We start from the raw sequence: 19,770 nt of genomic DNA, 5'->3' as shown, positions 1-19,770 counted from the left end.
TTTGAAGGAGGAATCGAATTGGACTTTGGAAGATTGATTACAGCAATGGTCACTCCGTTCAATGAACAAGGAGAGATTCATTGGGAGGAAACTGCACGTCTAATCGACTATCTAATTGTAGATCAAAAGTCGGAGACGCTTGTGGTTTCTGGAACAACAGGGGAGTCTCCAACACTTAGTGATACTGAGAAAGTTCAATTATTCGAATTTGCAGTGAAACATGCGGCCGGTCGGTGCAAAATTATAGCCGGAACGGGAAGCAATAACACGGCACATTCCATCCATTTGACACAGGAAGCTGAACGTGCCGGAGTGGATGGCATATTGTTGGTTGTTCCGTATTACAACAAACCCAGCCAAGAAGGTTTGTTCAAACATTTTGAAGCGATTGCAGGATCCACCAAACTGCCAATTATGCTCTACAACGTGCCTGGACGTACAGTAACCAGCCTGTCAGCAGCGACAACGCTTCGTCTTGCACAGATTCCTAACATCGTCGCTACGAAGGAATGTGCATCTATGGAGCAGGTTACGCTGATTGCAGCAAGTGCTCCAGAAAATTTCAGAGTTTATTCCGGTGATGATGCTTCAGGCTTACCAGCGATTGCGGTTGGAGCACATGGAATTGTCAGCGTGGCCAGTCATGTCGTAGGGGCAGAAATGAAGAAAATGATTGACGCCTTCTATGGCGGAGCACCTCTTCAGGCTGCTCAGATTCATCAGCAGTTGTTCCCAGTGTTCAAAGGCCTGTTTGAGTGTCCACAGCCTCTACCAAACCCGGTAGCGGTGAAATATGCGCTCACATTGCGTGGTCTAGACGTTGGTTCCGTTCGGTTGCCCCTTATTCCACCAACGGAAGAGGAGCAGGTTTATATCAAAGGTTTGCTTAATTTGTAATCATTTTGGTTGTATATGGACTATTTTATTAATCATGGGAATATCCTTTAGATCAGTAAAAGAACCGCTCCTCTTCGTAGAGGCTGCGGTTCTTTTTTTTACGAGTAATGTGAGGTTTCTTTTCCACTGCCAAGGGGAAACCTACAGGTTAACGAGAGAGTGACTTGTTTTTTTGTTTTTAATCATGTATAATGATGTCAAGTGACTGGGTGCGGTATTTTTTTGAAATTGAAAGCGACATCGTTTCGTGGTGTAGCTTTGCGGTGAAAAAGGAAGGAACGGCTAAGAGGGAATCTCAGATCCAACTTGTTGGTCAAAGGGAATAACTTCGAAGAACTTCTTCCAAATATCGTGAATAGAGGTGTTCTTTTACATTCATCCCGATAGGTGGGTATGTGATGTATGGACTACTTTTCTTAACTTACAATAAATAATAAGGTACGACGTCCAACTACCATAGGAGGTTTAGATTCATTTGTCTAAGAAAAATAATAACGATAAACTGATGATTTTTGCTTTGGGCGGCGTAGGCGAGATTGGTAAAAATATGTATGTCATCCAATACGCCAACGACATTGTAGTCGTAGATGCTGGTCTTAAATTCCCGGAAGAAGATATGCTGGGTATTGATATTGTCATCCCTGACATTTCTTACCTGACTGAGAACCGTGACAAAGTAAGAGGAATCATCCTTACTCACGGACATGAAGATCACATTGGTGGTCTGCCATATGTTCTCAAACATCTGAATGTTCCTGTATACGGAACAAGACTTACGCTTGGACTTGTAGAAAACAAGTTGAAAGAAGCGAATCTGCTGGGTGAAACAAAACGTATTCTGATTGATGCTGATTCCGAGATCCAACTTGGATCTGTTCTGAAAGCATCGTTCTTCGCTACTAACCATAGTATTCCGGATTCTGTTGGTGTATGTGTCGAAACACCGGAAGGTGCAGTTGTTCACACAGGTGACTTCAAATTCGACCATACTCCAGTCAATGGTCAATATGCAGATCTTCAGCGTATGGCACAGATCGGAACAAATGGCGTGTTAGCACTGTTGTCCGACAGTACGAACGCTGAGAAACCTGGATTCACACCATCGGAGAAAAATGTGGGTATCGTTCTGGAAGATATCTTCCGTAAAGCTAGTCAACGTGTTGTTGTAGCGACATTTGCTTCCAACGTACACCGTATCCAACAGGTGATCAATGCAGCAGAAGTGACTGGACGTAAAGTTGCAGTTATCGGACGGAGCATGGTGAATGTGGTTGGTATTGCTTCAGAACTGGGCTATCTTGAGATTCCGGATGGCATGATCATTGAACCTGAAGAAGTAGGCAAGATGGCTGCTGATCGTGTCGTGATTCTCTGCACAGGAAGTCAAGGAGAGCCAATGTCAGCACTGACACGTATGGCTCGTTCCACACACCGTAAAGTGGACATCCTGCCAGGTGACACTGTCATTATCGCAGCAACACCGGTTCCAGGTAATGAAAAATATGTAGGCCGTACGATTGATGAACTGTTCCGTCTGGGTGCTAACGTGCATTACAGCGGTGCTAACAGTGGTGTCCACGTATCTGGTCACGGTAGCCAGGAAGAGCTGAAACTGATGCTCAACCTGATGAAACCGAAATTCTTCTTGCCAATTCACGGTGAATTCCGTATGCAGCGTCGCCACGCGGTTCTTGCTGAATCTGTAGGGGTAGAACCTGAGAACATTTTCATCACGGATATCGGTGAAGTGATTGAAATTCAAGGTGGAGCAGCACGTAGAGCAGGTAAAGTTACTGCAGGTAATGTGTTGATTGACGGCTTGGGTGTAGGCGATGTGGGTAACATTGTACTTCGTGACCGCAAATTGTTGTCACAAGATGGTATCCTTGTTGTTGTGGTAACACTGAGCAAACAGGATGGAAAAATTGTTTCCGGTCCTGACATCATCTCTCGCGGATTTGTGTATGTACGTGAATCGGAAGGACTACTGGATGAGGCCAACCGGATCGTTAGCAGCACATTGCAGAAGTTGATGAGTGAGAACGTTAACGAGTGGGCTTCACTCAAAACAAATGTTAAAGATGCACTGGGACGCTTCCTGTATGAGCAAACTCGTCGTAGACCGATGATTTTGCCAATCATTATGGAAGTTTAAAATAGGCTAAACAAAAACATATATTCAGGCACACAGTCGCCCCTTCTCTACGAGTAATATTGGACGGTTCCTCGTAGAGAAGGGGCTTTTTTGCGTTTTCAGGAAGATCTGCAATAGGATCAATATGTGAAGCAATTTGAGGTAGCGGGTATAAGGCGGTTGGAAAAATCCCCATACTAAGGAAATACATTAAATGTTTCTGGAGAAGGGGATTATTGAAATGAATGAACGTATGAATGGCAAACAGGCGTCAAGATCCAATCAACCGGAAGTCGAAGCACCGGAGATTCCGATTCAGGAGGACAAGGCCATCTCTCCCGTGACAGAGACTATTCAGCAATTTGGGCAGACACAGTCGCCTGCAGGTGAATCGAATATTTTCTGTATGACCATTATTGGACAGGTCGAAGGGCATTTGATTTTGCCACCACAAAATAAAACAACAAAGTATGAGCATATCATTCCACAGCTGGTGGCCGCAGAACAGAATCAGCGTATTGAAGGTATATTGATCATTTTGAACACGGTAGGTGGAGATGTAGAGGCGGGTCTGGCCATTGCAGAGATGATTGCTTCTCTAAGCAAACCTACGGTTACTGTGGTCATTGGAGGCGGGCATAGCATTGGAGTACCGATTGCTGTAGCTTCAACGTATTCCCTGATTGCGGGAAGTGCAACGATGACGATCCATCCGATTCGGATGAACGGCCTAGTCATTGGTGTACCTCAAACGTTTGAGTATATGGAGAAAATGCAGGAGCGGGTTGTTCGGTTCGTGACTTCGCATTCGAATATCTCTGAAGAGATGTTCAAAGAACTGATGTTTAAGACCGGTGAGTTAAATCGGGATATTGGTACAGCTGTAGGAAGCGCAGATGCAGTGAAATATGGATTGATGGATGCAGTAGGCGGGATTGGGCAGGCTATTGCTCAGTTAAATCAGCTCATAGGAGACAAGAGACAGACCCTGCAGGCGGGAGGTTATACACAATGACATTATATACAGTGATGCCCCCGGAACAACTCTGGTCGGGAATGTGGAAAGAGGGCGAAGATACAAAGGAGATCAAGATGAATGGTTTATTGATGCAGGTGAGACCTGTTAATGACAATGAAGCCATCATTGTACGTTTGCTGGATTGTCCACTTGAAGCCTATCTCAATCCTGCTAATATGCCCGGTTCGACCATCCCGCTTTCGGGTAACTTGGGATCAGCATAACGCGACGAATTCAGACAAATTGAGCAGAAAAAGAACATATGTACGGATTATATTTGTATGGTATAATATTCTTCTGGGGGTGACCTGATTTTGGCCAGAAGAAAAAAGAGGAAAAAAAAGGGCGCTGGTTTTAGTGGCGTTTTAAAATATGAAATTTACGGGATTGTGCTTATTACTCTTGCTGTCATAGCATTATCGGGTGAAGCCACCGTTGGACGTTCGCTTTCCAAGATGTTCGGACTGATGCTTGGTAAGTTTTATTTTGCGATTCCACTTGTTGGTATTTATTATGGTCTCATGGTGATGATTCACCGGAAATGGCCGAGTGGCTGGACTACACGTAAAACAGGACTGGTATTGCTGGTCTTTGCTTTAACCCTGATGAGTACCGTCTCTGCAATGCACCAGAAACTCATTCCGGTTGGTGCGCTTGAGCCTGGTGCTGTGATTACGCAGGTACATAATGATATGCAAACCGAGTTGCTAACCCCTGCTGTGCCAGGGGAGAGGGACTCCATGCTTAACAAGGACATCAGCGGTGGTTATCTCGGAGCTGGGCAATTTGCTCTCTTCCTGTGGCTGTTCGGCAGCCTCGGGGCGAGACTCATCATGATTGTCATGTTTATCATCAGTTTTATGCTGATTACAAGTCTATCTTATGTGGATCTGATTCGAATATTCCGAACCAAGATCTGGGATGCCGGGAGTTCGATGTACAAAAAGCTGGAGTCGAGGCCTTCTGCACGTTCTGCTTCAGCATCTGATGGAAGGAAGAAAGGTAACGCTCGTAAAGTGGTGCCTGTTCCTGTTGAAGATGACGAAGACGAGTATGAGGATGAATTAGAGGAACAGCATCTGCCAAAACGAAAAGCGCCAATATTCTTCCAACTTTTCGGGAAATGGGGAGCTAATCGTGAACAGGCGACATCAGGACGTGAAATGGATGAGGTCGATTCGGCAGAAACAGAACAGATTGTGTACCGCGCCGAACAAGATCACAATGTAGAGGCGTGGCAGGATGCGACCGAAGACGTAGTGAACAAATCAGCTTCATCACGTGTTCCTGTTCAGGCTAAACCTAACTCAGCGCCGATCATTCGAGACTTTTTCGAGCACGTTAGAGCAGAAGAGGCAAGCATTGAAGATGATCTGGACGATGCTTATCCGTTCCCGGATGATCTGGCCGATCCAAACGTAGTACAACAGGGCGAGCATGCCATTAAAATAACGGATGAACTGGTTGAGACAGAGTGGTCTGCATCCGATACGGGTACGAACGGATTGAATGCTGTGGATGAGATTCAGAGTGGAGAAGAAGTACCTAATGATGCAATGCAGGGAACAGATACTCCTACTCCTGAAGGGCAGGACACACAACCGGTGAAACCACCACCGCCACCTCCTAAGCCGTACAAGCTGCCGTCATTCCGTCTCCTTGCCAAGCCAAACAATGGGGGCAAGGCGGGTGACCAGAAGGATTATATGCAGACAGCACGCAAGCTGGAAGCTACACTGGAGAGTTTTGGTGTTCGCGCCAAGGTGCTTGAAGTGGTCCGGGGCCCTGCCGTTACAAGGTATGAAATTCAGCCTGATATTGGTGTTAAGGTCAGCAGGATTGTCAGCCTAACTGATGATATCGCGTTGGCTCTGGCGGCAAAGGATATTCGGATGGAAGCACCGATTCCCGGAAAGTCTGCTATTGGTATCGAAGTACCTAATGGCGAGGTATCGGTTGTAACGATGCGTGAGGTAATGGAGACGGCGACGTTCCAGGATGCAGAATCCAAAGTGACCATTGCATTTGGCCGAGATATCTCGGGACAGACAATTATTGGTAACTTGGCTCGTATGCCCCATTTGCTGGTTGCGGGTGCTACAGGTTCCGGTAAGTCGGTGTGTATTAACGGTATTATTACCAGCATATTGTACAAAGCCAAGCCGGATGAAGTGAAGTTCCTGATGGTCGATCCCAAGATGGTTGAGTTGAACGTATATAACGGAATTCCACATCTGATGGCACCAGTAGTAACGGATCCTAAACGAGCGTCACTTGCTCTCAAAAAGATTGTGGTTGAGATGGAGAAACGATATGAACTGTTCTCCAAATCAGGCACGCGTAACGTCGAGGGTTACAATAATCTGATGAAAGATAATCCTGCGGCTGTTCTGCCTTATATCGTTGTCATTGTGGATGAGCTTGCAGATCTGATGATGGTTGCAGCCGGAGATGTGGAGGATGCCATTGCAAGACTCGCTCAAATGGCTCGTGCAGCTGGAATCCATCTGATTATTGCCACACAACGTCCATCTGTTGACGTTATTACCGGGGTAATCAAGGCTAACATTCCATCGCGGATTGCCTTCGGCGTATCCTCCCAAGTCGATTCCCGAACGATTCTGGATATGGGTGGGGCTGAGAAGCTGTTGGGTCGTGGAGACATGTTGTTCATGCCTATGGGCGCGTCAAAACCGGTTCGTGTACAAGGTGCATTTATGAGCGATGAAGAAGTCGAGAATATTGTAAACTACGTACGTGGTCAAGGTGAAGCGCAGTATGATGAATCCATTGTACCTGAAGTGGATGATTCCATTCAGGCAGCAGATGAAGTACAGGATGAGTTATATGAGCAAGCTGTACAGATTATTTTGGAGGCAAAACAAGCTTCAGTCTCCCTGTTGCAGCGTCGTATGCGGGTTGGTTACACACGTGCAGCGCGATTAATTGACTCCATGGAAGCCCGGGGTGTAATCGGTCCTTACGAGGGCAGCAAACCAAGGGAAGTACTGGTTTCACTTGAACAGTATCAGCAGAATAAAATAAGCTCGTAGTGTAACATGTAACATGGTTACAACGAATCGTTTAAGCCCTCAACCTTATTGGTTGAGGGCTTTTTGCTTGCTCAGCAGACTGAAGTATTGCCATCTACTCCAAAGATCGGATGATTTGGTGCATAGGAAACAAGCAGGCTTGTCATAATAACCTTAGCGATTCTGTTAATCCCACAAGAGAAAGGTAGAGCACAGTCGATGCGAAAAATGAACCTATGGCTTTTCACTGCTATTTTGCTGATATCCGCATTGGGAATTCGTTATTTGCTTCCTGGGAATACAGCAACTGAAAGTTCAGCCGAGCGTACACCGCAGGTAGAAGAAAAGGCCTTGCCTACGTTTAGCAGTAATACAGTGAAATATGGAAGTTACGGTCAGGATGTATATGAGCTTCAAGGGCGTCTGAAGTACCTGGGATTTTACAATGGTAAAATCGACAGTAATTTTGGCAGCAGCACGCTGAAATCCGTCAAATGGTTTCAATCCGAATTTGGCATGAAGGCAGATGGTGTGGTTGGAGCTGAGACCAAGCTCAAGCTGTACAATGCGTCAACCAAATGGTCGCCAACAGAGCCGCCGCTACACAAGGAATCCTCAGGTGGGGGTGGAGGCGGCAACAATACAGCAGATAAAGAGCAAGACAATATGGGATCTGCCAATGCACTTGGTCTCTCTGAGAATGAACTCAAGATTATGGCTAACGCAGTATATGGTGAAGCCCGAGGGGAACCGTTTGAAGGTCAAGTCGCAGTAGCAGCAGTAATTCTGAATCGCGTAAATTCACCAAGTTTTCCAAGTACGCCTTCTGGTGTGATTTTTCAACCAGGTGCATTTACGGCTGTAGCGGACGGACAGATCTATCTGGAACCGAACGCACAAGCCAAAAAGGCAGTTGAGCAGGCCCTGAATGGATGGGATCCGTCTGGTGGATGTCTCTATTATTTTAACCCGAAGACAGCAACATCCAAATGGATCTGGACCCGTCCACAAGTGAAAACAATCGGACAGCATATCTTTTGTATGTGATGATGTTGGAAGCAACCAGAAGGCGTGACTTCGGTTGCTTCTTGCCTTTTGAATGGGTTAAAATGGTTGTTACGTTTAGCTTAATACGATTGCATGATAAATGACGCCGTAAAGGGGTTTTGACATTTGAATACATCAGGATTCGAACGAGGTAGCAAGAGAGAGTTTCGTATACATGTGCTTCCGACTAAACGTTTCAAAACGTTTGCTATATCGTTATATGCAGGAGTTCCCTTACGGGAAGATACAGTAACCAAAGTAGCACTGACACCTTTTGTTCTGCGACGCGGCACGGAGTCCTATCCGGAAACAACGCAATTTCGTGAGCAACTGGAGCATCTGTATGGAGCAGGTTTTGGTTTTGACGTTTATAAACGCGGGGATTACCAGATTGTACAGTTCCGAATGGATACCATTAATGATTCCTTTGTTGGAGGGGATGAGCAGTTACTGGATCGTTCATTTTCCTTCCTTGGAGAGGTTCTTACACGACCTGCACAGGAGAATGGACATTTCAGGACGTCTTATGTACAAGCAGAGCGAGAGACTGTGCGGAAAAAGCTGGAGTCCATCGTAAATGATAAAATGCGCTATGCCGCTGAACGCAGTATCGAGGAAATGTGCAAGAACGAGCCGTACCGTCTTCATCCCCTGGGTGAGCGAAAGGATCTGCCCGGGATTGAGCCTGACACACTGACTGCGTCTTATCAGGAGTGGCTGCAACAGGCGAGTATGGATCTTTACGTGGTAGGGGATACGACACTGGAGGAAGTGGAGAACCTTGTTCAGCGTCATTTCAATGTAGATCGAACGTCCTCCTCCGATTACCAGACACAGGCAGCGGTTCGAGGAGATAAGGAAGCAGAGACCGTTATTGAGCGACTGAATGTGAGTCAGGGAAAACTCAATATGGGACTCCGTACATCGATCACTTATGGAGATCCTCAGTATGCAGCAGCACTAATGTACAACGGGATTCTCGGTGGTTATCCTCATTCCAAACTGTTTGTTAATGTTCGTGAAAAAGAAAGCCTGGCGTATTACGCTTCTTCGCGATATGACGGACATAAAGGCATTGCCACGATTCAATCCGGGATTGAAATCCCTAATTATGAGAAGGCCGTCACGATCATCAAGCAGCAGCTGGAAGAAATGAAAAGCGGTACAATCAGTGATCTGGAAATGTCCCAGACCAAAGCAATGATCCGTAACCTGCTTAAGGAAATGCAGGATTCGGCTTTTGAGATGATCGCTTATGATTTCAATCGACAGTTGTCTGGCAAAGAGAGAACGGCTGAAGAACTGCTGGCTCAGGTAGGACATATTAGCAAGGAAGATGTTCGTGAGGCGGCAGAACAGTTCCGTCTGGATACGATTTATTTCTTGCGGGACGAGAAGGAGGAATAGTCGGTGGAGAGCATTCGGTATGAACATTTGCAGGAGACACTATATTACGAAGTAATGGATAACGGACTGCATGTCTATATTTTGCCTAAACCGGGATTCCAGAAAACGTATGCTACGTTTGCAACCAAGTATGGATCGGTGGATAATCATTTTCAGGTTGAGGGACAGGAAGCAGTCAAGGTTCCGGATGGAATTGCCCATTTTCTGGAGCATAAAATGTTTGAAGAACCAACAGGCGATATCTTTGCAACATTTGCGTCTCACGGTGCCTCAGCTAACGCATTTACGAGCTTCGATCAGACGGTTTATTTGTTTTCAGCGACCGAATATGTGAATGAAAATATACAAACATTAGTTGACTTTGTGCAAAATCCTTACTTCACGGATCAAAATGTGGAAAAGGAAAAAGGCATTATCGGACAGGAAATTGACATGTATGCTGATAATCCGGATTGGCGTGTTTATTTTGGATTGATTGAGGCAATGTATCAGAAACATCCGGTGCATATCGATATTGCAGGAACGGTGGAATCCATTCGTACGATTACCAAAGAGATGTTGTATGAGTGTTATAACACCTTCTATCACCCGAGTAATATGCTCTTATTCGTGGTAGGTGGTGTAGATCCACAGGAAGTCATTGATATGGTCCGTTCGAACCAGGAACAGAAAGATTATAAGCCACAGGGGAGTATTCAACGTTTCTTTGAGCCGGAGCCTGAGCAGGTAGGAGAAGCCAGAAGGGAAGCAAAACTGGCTGTTTCACTGCCCAAATGTCTGTTTGGGTTCAAGGAGACGGACGTTGGACTTACAGGGGAACAATTGTTACGGCGGGATATGACAACACAGCTGATGATGGATCTTTTGTTTGGCTCAAGCACACGATTATTTCAGAAGCTCTACGATGAAGATCTGATCTCGGACAGCTTTGGACATGAGTATAACAGTTCGCCGCAATACGCGTTTTCAGCTATTGGTGGTGACACGAAAGATCCGGATCAACTGCTGGCACGTATACGTGAAGAAGTGGATGCCATTGTAGAAAAGGGGTTCGAATCCACGGATTTTGAACGTGCACGCAAAAAGAAAATAGGCGGATATTTGCGTATGCTCAATTCTCCGGAGAACATTGCACATGAATTTACACGTCAGCAATTCCGTGGCGGTGATTTCTTCAATATGCTTCCGCTTTATGAATCGATTACACTGGAAGATGTAAATCTCAGACTGAGAGAGCATATTCGCTGGGATCAACTGGCTGTATCGCTAGTCGTGAGTCCTTGATATGGAGAGGGGAACAGGACAATTGAAGGCAATTGGGGAAATGACTGTACTGGTGACTGGAGCAAGCGGTGGCATCGGAGCCGCTATCGCAGAACGTTTCGCCAGAGTGGGAATGAATGTTGTTATACACTATATGAAATCGCATGAAGCAGCGAATGAAGCCGCCAGACGGTGCATGGAACAGGGCAATGGAAAAATCATGACCGTGTCTGCGGATCTTCGCAGCCGGGAACAGATTGAACGTATGCGTGAGAAGCTGGAGTCACACAATCTCATGCCAGATATCCTCGTGAACAATGCAGGCATCTCGCACTATGGGATGTTGTCTGATGTTACAGAGGAGATCTGGGATGAAGTGATGGCCATTAATCTCAAAGGCACGTTTATGTGTACACAGGAAATGATGCCTCACATGATCTCCCAAAGGTATGGTCGAATCATTAATGTATCGTCGATCTGGGGGCTGTCCGGTGCCTCTTGCGAAGTGTTGTATTCTACAACCAAGGGCGGGGTGAATGCATTCACCAAGGCACTTGCAAAAGAACTCGCACCTTCTGGAGTAACCGTAAATGCTGTTGCTCCTGGCGCCGTTCAGACATCCATGTTGAACCATCTGGATCAGAGTGAACTGAAGATGCTGGAAGAGGAAATTCCGGCAGGAAGACTTGCTCAACCTGATGAAATCTCATCACTGGTTTATTTTCTGGCCCTCCCTGAATCGGGTTATATCAACGGGCAGATTATTAGTCCAAACGGCGGTTGGTTAACGTAAAAAAGCAAGAAAACTTGACTGGCTGTGAACAAAACAGGTGAAGGTTGCTGAGAAGCAGCCGTCTTCCGGATTATTTTCAAAATGCTCGTATATAAAATGCCTCGAAAGCACATATTACAACTGTTGATTTTAAATCTCATGCGTCATCTAAGGAGGATTTATCATGTCAACAGAAAAAACAGTGCTCTCCAGTTTTGACACATGGAAGAAGTTCCTGGGTGACCGCGTACTGCAAGCAGAGAAGATGGGAATGAGTGAAGAAACCATCAACAAACTTGCGTATGAAATCGGCGACTTCCTTGATGAGAAAGTCGATCCGGCGAACCATTCCAACCGGGCATTGAAAGAGTTATGGGATGTCGGCGATGCAGATGAGCGTCGTACGATTGCGTGCCTGATGGTCAAATTGGCCAAACAAAACGCATAAGATTACAGATGAAGAGCTCCCGCAAGGGGGCTTTTCTCTAATGATTACAAACGGATTACAGAGCTGTTCTTGTAATTCATTTTCATTTTATATATCATTAACGTGACCCATTTTTAGAAGATGTCTCAGATTGTTGTCCAGTGGACACGTTCTGTTGCTGTCGAATAATGTGGAATAATGCATTACGGGGTGTTGAAATGGAATCTAAACAATGGTACATGGAATATAAAATACATAAGAACAGACCCGGTTTGTTAGGTGATATCGCCTCTATGCTGGGGATGCTTGAAGTGAATATATTGACCATTAACGGTGTTGAAGGCAAAACTCGAGGCATGCTGCTTGAATCGGATGATGATGAAAAAATCCGTTTGCTTGGTGAAATGCTTGGCAAAGTAAACAGCATCACCGTATCGGCTTTGCGTCAACCTAAATTGGTGGATATTTTGGCGGTGCGTCATGGCAGATACATTGACCGTGACTCGGATGATCGCAAGACATTTCGTTTCACACGAGATGAACTTGGGTTACTTGTGGACTTTTTGGGTGAAGTATTTAAGAGGGAAGGCAATCAGGTCATCGGTTTGCGCGGAATGCCTCGTGTTGGTAAAACGGAGTCTATTATTGCGGGCAGCGTATGTGCAATGAAGCGATGGACGTTTGTTTCCTCCACACTTCTTCGTCAGACGATAAGGAGTCAAATGTCCGAAGACGAATTGAACCCGAACAATGTCTTCATCATTGACGGAATTGTAAGTACGATTCGTTCCAGCGAGCGGCATTACAATTTGTTGCAGGATATTATGTCGATGCAAAGTACCAAAGTTATTGAACATCCGGATATTTTTGTGCAGGAATCCGAATATGATTTTAATGATTTTGATATTATTATTGAACTTCGCAACAATCCGAATGAAGAAATTATTTATGATACGTTTACGGCTAGCTACACCGACGAATTGTAAGGAACCGTACGGAATCATGAAATAGATTAGCAACAACTCAAGAGATAAACATAAGGAGGAGATGGCATGTCTGAACTGGGTCAGCAGTTAAGGGAGGCCCGGCTGCAAAAAGGGATGAGTCTTGACGATGTACAGGAAATGACAAAAATTCGCAAGAGGTATCTGGAGGCCATAGAAGCAGGAGACTATAAAGTGCTGCCGGGTAGCTTCTATGTGCGTGCTTTCATCAAAACCTATGCGGAGACCGTGGGACTGAATCCTGATGAGCTGCTGGAGGGACACAAAAAAGACGTACCCGCAGAAGAGACGGAAGCAACAATGGAACCGGTTATTCAGAAGCGTTCCAGCCGTCCGGTTGAGCGTAGTAATCGGTGGATGTCTGTCGCGCTGATGTGGACATTCCCTGTTTTGATCGTAGTACTGTTGTATGTATACGTGGTGTATAACAATGGTGATGAATCAGACAATCCGGGGCTTGATTCAGTCAAAATTACAGACAGTCAACAACAGCCTGAGGATAAACCGGATCCACCTGCCGACAACGGACAGGCATCTAATCCGCCTGCGACAGATTCAGGTACTGACGGTACAGGTGAGGGCGACGCTGGCGGTAATGGTGGCGGTACAGACACTGAAGGACAGACGGACGGTCAAACTGATGGTCAAACCGACGGACAAACGGGAGAAAATCAGGAAGAACCGACAGACAATTCACCGTCTAATGTGACTGTTGCAGAAGATGGGAAATCAGGAAATATTACGAACTTTAAAGTTAACGGTAGTGCAGGGCAACCTGTAACGGTTACGATCAAAGCAACAGGTCATAGCTGGCTGGAAGTGTACAAAGGCGAAAACTCCAGTGGAGAGAAGTTGGAGTATGGTAACACAGCCGAAGGTGACAGCTATACCTTTGAGTTGGATAGTACAGGAATGTATATTAAGTCCGGTTACGCTGCAGCGACCACGATTGAGGTTGGCGGGCAAGTTGTAACGGATGGCAAGGCGACCAATCGGATCCGTCTGAAGCTTGGTGAAGACAGTAGTAACACTACTTCTTCCACAGGTGTTGAAAATGGATCAACGGACGGTACAGGGGGTACCACGGGTAGCGAATAACCAGGTCAACTGCAGGAGACAATAATCGTGTCTTAACTTGCAGTTAACTTTTGGTGAAGTGAGGTGGATGGCTGTGACAGTCAGCTGGATCGTAACAGGTTTAGGGATCATTGTCAGCCTCCTGGGTTATTACCTGACACCAAGTGCTTGGGGTTACGGAATATTGGGTTTTGGACTTGCACATGTACTTTTGGGTGTGCTCGATATGTTCAGACAGCCCAACCGCAGCCGCTATTAGTTGGAAGCTGGATCAGCAAGCATTTTTGGCAGCCACTACAAGTGGCTGCCAAAAATGCTTTTTTCTTTGTGTAAAACAGCTTGAAATTAGACTTTTGCTTAAGGTATCCTCTATAATGTTACAGAACATACGATTAACTGAAAGGGTGACTGGTTTGAGCTCAGAAAATTCATTTGATATCGTGTCCAAAATGGACTTACAAGAACTGACAAATGCCGTTACACAAACCGAGAAAGAAATTGGCACTCGTTATGACTTCAAGGGCAGCAAGAGCAGCCTGAAACTGGATAAGGATGCGTTAACGATCGTATCTGATGATGAGACCAAACTCAAGGCTGTCATTGACGTGCTGCAATCCAAAATGGCGAAGCGGGGTCTACCATTGAAAAACATCGATTACGCAAAGGTAGAGCCAGCGTCTTCTGGTACAGTCCGCCAGCGTTTGAATTTTAAACAGGGGATTGATCAGGACATCGCCAAGAAAATCAATATTCTTATTCGGGACTCCAAGATGAAAGTGAAGAGTCAGATTCAGGGAGACCAGCTGCGGGTAACTGGTAAGAGTAAAAATGATTTGCAAGCTGTCATGCAGCTGCTAAATGGTGCTAACCTACCTCTGGATTTGCAATATACAAATTTTAAGTAATATGGTCATTTTGTAGCTAAAGTGTTTTTTGACACGGTATTGGGCGTATATTATACTAAGTGTGCATTGCTGGCAGTCAAGCATCAAGTCCAGTCCTCATCGTTTGCTGACTTTGTGAAAAGCAGTACATCTTCTGGAAGTCACCGGAACGTTTAAAGCGGTTTTGCTTTTGAGCGGTTGACTTTATTTTTTGCGTTTCTACATAGTGGGATCATGTTAATCTGGATTGACATTGAAACTGTACATTTCATGTTCCGGATGATGATAACGGGATTATGATGATTGTTTGGAGTAATGGAGGATATGAGGGAGGGCGTCTTGTGAATTTACCCAACCGGATTACGCTTGCACGAATTTGCTTAATCCCTTTTTTGATGGTGTTCCTGCTCGTGGATTTTCCATTTTATCCAGAGCCGTTGCAGCTTGGAAGCTTTTCGCTTCCGTATAATCAACTGATTGCTGCTGTTATTTTTATCATCGCCGCAAGCACAGATGGAATTGACGGATACCTTGCGCGGAAAAATAACATGGTTACCAATCTGGGGAAACTGCTCGATCCACTCGCAGACAAGCTGCTGGTTACTGCAGTATTGATCTCGCTTGTGGAGATGGGCAAGCTGGATTCCTGGATTGCAGTTGTTATTATTAGTCGTGAATTTGCAGTTACCGGCTTGCGTCAAATTGCATTGCTTGATGGTTCGGTTGTTGCCGCCAGTGCTTGGGGCAAGCTGAAGACTGTAGTGCAGATTGTGGCGATTGTGCTGTTGCTGTTGAACAATTTCCCGTTTTCATACACGGGTATTCACGTCGATATTATTGCGGTATGGGCAGCAGCGCTTATTACCATCTGGTCGGGTATCGATTACTTTATCAAAAACAAAAATTTGCTTCATTTAACAAAAGCATAATGGTTTGTTCTTAAATGGGTAATCATGAAGGAAGCATTGGGTCAGGGGCAATAGGAAATTATCCTATTGCCCTTTGATCACTCACCACGTGTATAGGAGGATGCTCAATGAAGGCAGAAATCATTGCAGTTGGCACAGAGCTGCTGCTTGGACAAATCGTCAATACCAATGCCAGATACCTATCCCGTGAATTGGCTGCGATGGGGATCGATGTATATTTCCAAACGGTGGTTGGGGATAACCTGAACCGACTTAGTGAAGCTATTCGCATTGCGCAGAGCCGTGCAGACGTTATTTTATTTTCCGGTGGCATCGGACCTACCCAAGATGATCTGACCAAGGATGCGCTCGCAGCTGTTCTTAACCGAAAACTGCATACAGATCGAATGGCAATGGACAAAATTGAGAGCTTTTTCAGAGATCGTAATGTGGACATGACAGAGAATAACCGACGTCAGGCGATCGTTATTGATGGCGGAACACCTCTGGCCAATGAAACGGGCCTTGCGGCAGGAAATGCGATTTCTGACAATGACAAATATTATGTTGTGATGCCTGGACCACCTAAAGAGCTGATTCCAATGTTTGAACAGGAAGTCAAACCTTGGCTGTTCCAGCATGTACTCACAGAAGAGATGCCGATCTATTCCCGAATGCTCAAATTCGCAGGTATTGGTGAATCTGCTTTGGAAGATCGACTATTGGATCTGATTGACGCGCAGACAGACCCTACGATTGCTCCTTACGCGAGCGAAGGCGAAGTTACGGTACGTGTATCCACAAAGGCTGCGAGTGAGGGAGAGGCGAAGCTGAAGCTGGATGCGATGGAGGTTCAGATTCGGGAGCGTTTGACAGAACATCTCTACGCGAATGAGGATGTGCCTATAGAGTACACGATTGTAACCATGATGTCTGACATGGGGCTGACGCTCAGCGCTGCTGAGAGCTGTACAGGAGGGCTTGTCATGCAAAGTCTGACCTCTGTACCCGGAAGTGCGTCAATGCTCAAAGGTGGAATTGTTTGTTACTCCAATGAAATTAAAGAAAAGCTGCTGAATGTGCCTCATGATTATCTGGAAGGTGAAGATGCACCAGGGGCGGTAAGTCCTGAGGTTGCAAAAGTGCTTGCTGAGCAGATCCGCATGATTGGCGATGCTGATTTTGGCTTGGCTGTTACCGGTGTAGCTGGACCGGGATATTCGGAACGCAAACCACCCGGACTTGTCTTCATCGCTCTTGCTGAACGTGGAAAAGAAACGGAAATTCATGAGCTGCGTATTAATGGTAATCGCGAGACGGTTCGCATTCGTTCAGCCAAAGCGATTCTCTATCGTTTATGGCAAAAACTTGTGGCGATGGATTGATTAGTTAATAGCTTCGATTGCATTTACAGTTCCAAGCAAGTATAATTAAGGAAGACGGAAGAACCGTAGAATTAGGCTTTACAGCCTTGTTTACGGTTCTTTTTTCTGTTTAATGGAAAGTTTCCTTGAGGAAGAGGCGCCTCGGCCTTTACAAAAAAAACGAATGTATGTTCGAAAAAAAGCTTGGCAAACGTGTTAAAACAAGGTATCATTATCTTATAAACAGTAAAGGGTGTGAGCTTATTGTCAGACCGTCGTGCCGCGCTTGATATGGCGCTCCGTCAAATAGAGAAGCAATTTGGTAAAGGATCCATCATGAAACTGGGTGAGTCCACGCATATGAATGTGGAAATTATTCCCAGTGGTTCCTTGGCTTTGGATATTGCATTAGGAACAGGCGGCTTGCCTAAAGGCCGTATTGTTGAAATATATGGACCTGAATCCTCAGGTAAAACAACTGTCGCATTGCATGCGATTGCTGAAGTACAACGCGTTGGTGGACAAGCAGCATTTATCGATGCCGAGCATGCTCTTGATCCTCAATATGCAAGCAAATTGGGTGTTAACATTGACGAATTGCTTCTATCTCAGCCAGATACGGGTGAGCAAGGGCTGGAAATTGCAGAAGCTCTTGTGCGCAGTGGTGCAGTAGATATCGTTGTTATTGACTCTGTAGCCGCATTGGTACCAAAAGCAGAGATTGAAGGCGAAATGGGTGATTCACACGTAGGTTTGCAAGCGCGTTTGATGTCTCAGGCGCTGCGTAAATTGTCTGGTGCAATCAGCAAATCCAAAACAATCGCAATCTTCATCAACCAGCTTCGTGAGAAAGTCGGCGTTATGTTTGGTAACCCGGAAACAACACCTGGTGGTCGTGCTCTGAAGTTTTATTCCACAGTACGTCTGGATGTGCGTCGTATTGAGAGTATCAAATCAGGCAATGACATGATTGGTAACCGTACTCGTATTAAAGTCGTGAAAAACAAAGTAGCACCTCCGTTTAAACAAGCGGAAGTGGATATCATGTATGGTGAGGGTATCTCGAGAGAAGGCAGTATCATTGACATTGGTACAGAGCTGGACATCGTTAATAAAAGTGGTGCATGGTACTCATACGAAGGCGAACGTTTAGGACAAGGCCGTGAGAACGCAAAGCAGTTCATGAAAGAGCATAAAGATATTGCTGAAATCATTGAACAAAAAATTCGTGTAGCAAGTAACTTGACTACTGCAGTTCCTGCGCCAACTAGTGAAGAGCAACAAAAAGAAGCAGCAGAAGAACAAGAATTGTTTGAAATCAACGAGTAATCTCTCAAGTCCTCCCTTGTAGGGAGGATCCTGAGGGTGTTGCCCTCTGGATTCCGTAAACTTATCTGATTGAGCTTGGATCAATCTGGATAATGGATTGTAGTGGGTGTACTCGTGCTGCCTAACAGCCCCTGTCCCAATGGACAGGGGCTGTTAGCACGCTAACTGTGGAGTAAAGGCCGGGCTGAGTTCCCGGTCTTTTGTATTATTAGTGTTCTTTGTCTTCTTTGTCTTATGTGAAGATGTGCTTGGCGTAGTCAGAATGAAAATGTTATGAAAGGGGAGACCTGAATGGATCAACATGACGAGGACTTATATGAAGAAGCAGAACAGGACGGCCTATCCCAATTTCCGGACAACGAAGAACTTATTATTACACGTGTAGAACGAACGAAGAGCAGGCAAGCTCGCTATCGAATCACTTTTGGTATCCACTCCATTACGGTTCTTGAAGATGTGATGATTAAATACAGGATGACTCAAGGCAATACGTTTATGAAGAAGGATCTGGAAGAAATCATTGTAGCTGATGAGCGACAGCGGACGTATGCACAGTCTCTGCGCTTTTTGGAGCATAAGCCGCGAACACGCCATGAATTAAGTCAGAAACTTCGTCAAAAAGAGTTTGCTGCACCATTAATTGAAGAGACGCTGGATCGACTTGAGCGGGAGAAGTTAGTGGATGACGATCTATTTGCGAAGGAATGGACAAGACAGCGTATGGAGGGCAAGCGGAAGGGAAAACTGTGGATAAGGCAAGAGCTGCGTCAAAAGGGCATTGCCAATGATCTAATTGCTGAAGCACTGGAAGGTGTTAGTACGGATGCGGAATTTGAGACTGCTCTGAGTGCCGGACGCAAAAAATGGAATCAGGTCAAAGGGGACGTCAAAGCAAAGAAAAATAAAACGCTTCCCTTCCTAATGAGACGTGGTTTTTCAATGGATATGGTGCGCCGGGTCGTGAATTGTTTAATTGAAGAAGATGAGGCTGGGGACCCTGAAGATGACGAAGCGTTGTTATGGGATTAGCAGACTAGAGTCTCTATACTGCATTCTCTTGACAATTTCTTTCGTCAAATACTAAAATGGACATGAGTCTGTAAGAAATGGACAACCCTTTTTCCTTCCAAAAAAGCGGTTTCGGTTTCTTAAGATTTATACCATTCTTAATTATGGGTTCGCTGGAAACAGTGAATAGTACGTGGAA

At 45.4% G+C, this 19,770-nt stretch carries 18 protein-coding genes; all 18 read left to right on the top strand.

Features of this window, described 5'->3' with window-relative positions; genetic code table 11:
- Positions 1–18: 18 nt before the first annotated feature.
- The 18 genes from dapA (at position 19) to FE296_RS32120 (ending at position 19,592) form a co-directional block, all read left to right on the top strand.
- Positions 19–897: a 4-hydroxy-tetrahydrodipicolinate synthase gene (dapA, locus tag FE296_RS32200; protein ID WP_124114093.1), complete on the top strand. Its 879-nt coding sequence runs from the start codon at positions 19–21 to the stop codon at positions 895–897.
- Positions 898–1,372: 475 nt separating this feature from the next.
- Positions 1,373–3,052 carry a ribonuclease J gene (locus tag FE296_RS32195; protein ID WP_076208870.1) on the top strand — a complete coding sequence of 560 codons (1,680 nt, stop codon included), beginning with the start codon at positions 1,373–1,375 and terminating at the stop codon, positions 3,050–3,052.
- 220 nt (positions 3,053–3,272) lie between these two features.
- Positions 3,273–4,046, top strand: coding sequence for a ClpP family protease (locus FE296_RS32190; RefSeq protein WP_223869123.1), 774 nt, complete (start codon positions 3,273–3,275; stop codon positions 4,044–4,046).
- A complete protein-coding gene (locus tag FE296_RS32185; protein ID WP_150367660.1) occupies positions 4,043–4,273 on the top strand; it encodes a YlzJ-like family protein in 231 nt (76 codons plus the stop codon). The genes FE296_RS32190 and FE296_RS32185 overlap by 4 nt, the downstream gene beginning before the upstream one ends.
- A 90-nt stretch (positions 4,274–4,363) precedes the next feature.
- Positions 4,364–7,102 (top strand): FtsK/SpoIIIE family DNA translocase, encoded by a 2,739-nt coding sequence (locus FE296_RS32180; protein WP_150367659.1) that lies wholly within the window; start codon positions 4,364–4,366, stop codon positions 7,100–7,102.
- Positions 7,103–7,300: 198 nt separating this feature from the next.
- On the top strand, positions 7,301–8,128 hold the full coding sequence (gene sleB, locus FE296_RS32175) for a spore cortex-lytic enzyme (protein WP_124114095.1): 828 nt from the start codon (positions 7,301–7,303) through the stop codon (positions 8,126–8,128).
- 126 nt (positions 8,129–8,254) lie between these two features.
- Positions 8,255–9,535: an EF-P 5-aminopentanol modification-associated protein YfmF gene (gene yfmF, locus FE296_RS32170; RefSeq protein ID WP_150367658.1), complete on the top strand. Its 1,281-nt coding sequence runs from the start codon at positions 8,255–8,257 to the stop codon at positions 9,533–9,535.
- A gap of 3 nt (positions 9,536–9,538) precedes the next feature.
- Positions 9,539–10,819 (top strand): EF-P 5-aminopentanol modification-associated protein YfmH, encoded by a 1,281-nt coding sequence (yfmH, locus tag FE296_RS32165; protein ID WP_150367657.1) that lies wholly within the window; start codon positions 9,539–9,541, stop codon positions 10,817–10,819.
- 1 nt (position 10,820) lies between these two features.
- A complete protein-coding gene (ymfI, locus tag FE296_RS32160; RefSeq protein WP_150367656.1) occupies positions 10,821–11,591 on the top strand; it encodes an elongation factor P 5-aminopentanone reductase in 771 nt (256 codons plus the stop codon).
- A 163-nt stretch (positions 11,592–11,754) separates the two neighbouring features.
- A complete protein-coding gene (locus FE296_RS32155; protein ID WP_017689119.1) occupies positions 11,755–12,018 on the top strand; it encodes a DUF3243 domain-containing protein in 264 nt (87 codons plus the stop codon).
- Between the two features lie 197 nt (positions 12,019–12,215).
- Complete coding sequence (locus tag FE296_RS32150; RefSeq protein ID WP_150367655.1) at positions 12,216–12,983, top strand: DUF3388 domain-containing protein; 768 nt, start codon at positions 12,216–12,218, stop codon at positions 12,981–12,983.
- A gap of 66 nt (positions 12,984–13,049) precedes the next feature.
- A complete protein-coding gene (locus FE296_RS32145; protein ID WP_150367654.1) occupies positions 13,050–14,099 on the top strand; it encodes a helix-turn-helix domain-containing protein in 1,050 nt (349 codons plus the stop codon).
- A gap of 37 nt (positions 14,100–14,136) precedes the next feature.
- Positions 14,137–14,337, top strand: a complete 201-nt coding sequence (locus FE296_RS33120; RefSeq protein ID WP_133384340.1) for a hypothetical protein — start codon at positions 14,137–14,139, stop codon at positions 14,335–14,337.
- Positions 14,338–14,491: 154 nt separating this feature from the next.
- A complete protein-coding gene (locus tag FE296_RS32140; protein ID WP_017689115.1) occupies positions 14,492–14,983 on the top strand; it encodes a YajQ family cyclic di-GMP-binding protein in 492 nt (163 codons plus the stop codon).
- Positions 14,984–15,303: 320 nt separating this feature from the next.
- Entirely contained in the window at positions 15,304–15,891 is a 588-nt protein-coding gene (pgsA, locus tag FE296_RS32135; protein WP_062833849.1) for a CDP-diacylglycerol--glycerol-3-phosphate 3-phosphatidyltransferase, read from the top strand.
- 107 nt (positions 15,892–15,998) lie between these two features.
- Positions 15,999–17,255, top strand: a complete 1,257-nt coding sequence (locus tag FE296_RS32130) for a competence/damage-inducible protein A (protein WP_036670416.1) — start codon at positions 15,999–16,001, stop codon at positions 17,253–17,255.
- A 243-nt stretch (positions 17,256–17,498) separates the two neighbouring features.
- Positions 17,499–18,563, top strand: a complete 1,065-nt coding sequence (gene recA / locus FE296_RS32125) for a recombinase RecA (protein WP_053783851.1) — start codon at positions 17,499–17,501, stop codon at positions 18,561–18,563.
- Positions 18,564–18,854: 291 nt separating this feature from the next.
- Positions 18,855–19,592, top strand: a complete 738-nt coding sequence (locus FE296_RS32120; RefSeq protein WP_150367653.1) for a regulatory protein RecX — start codon at positions 18,855–18,857, stop codon at positions 19,590–19,592.
- Positions 19,593–19,770 lie beyond the last annotated feature (178 nt).

The sequence above is a fragment of the Paenibacillus sp. UASWS1643 genome (genome assembly GCF_008693195.1).
In the GTDB taxonomy this organism is placed as follows: domain Bacteria; phylum Bacillota; class Bacilli; order Paenibacillales; family Paenibacillaceae; genus Paenibacillus; species Paenibacillus amylolyticus_B.
Note: the sequence above shows the minus strand (reverse complement) of the source record. Positions and strands in the feature narration are given on the sequence as shown.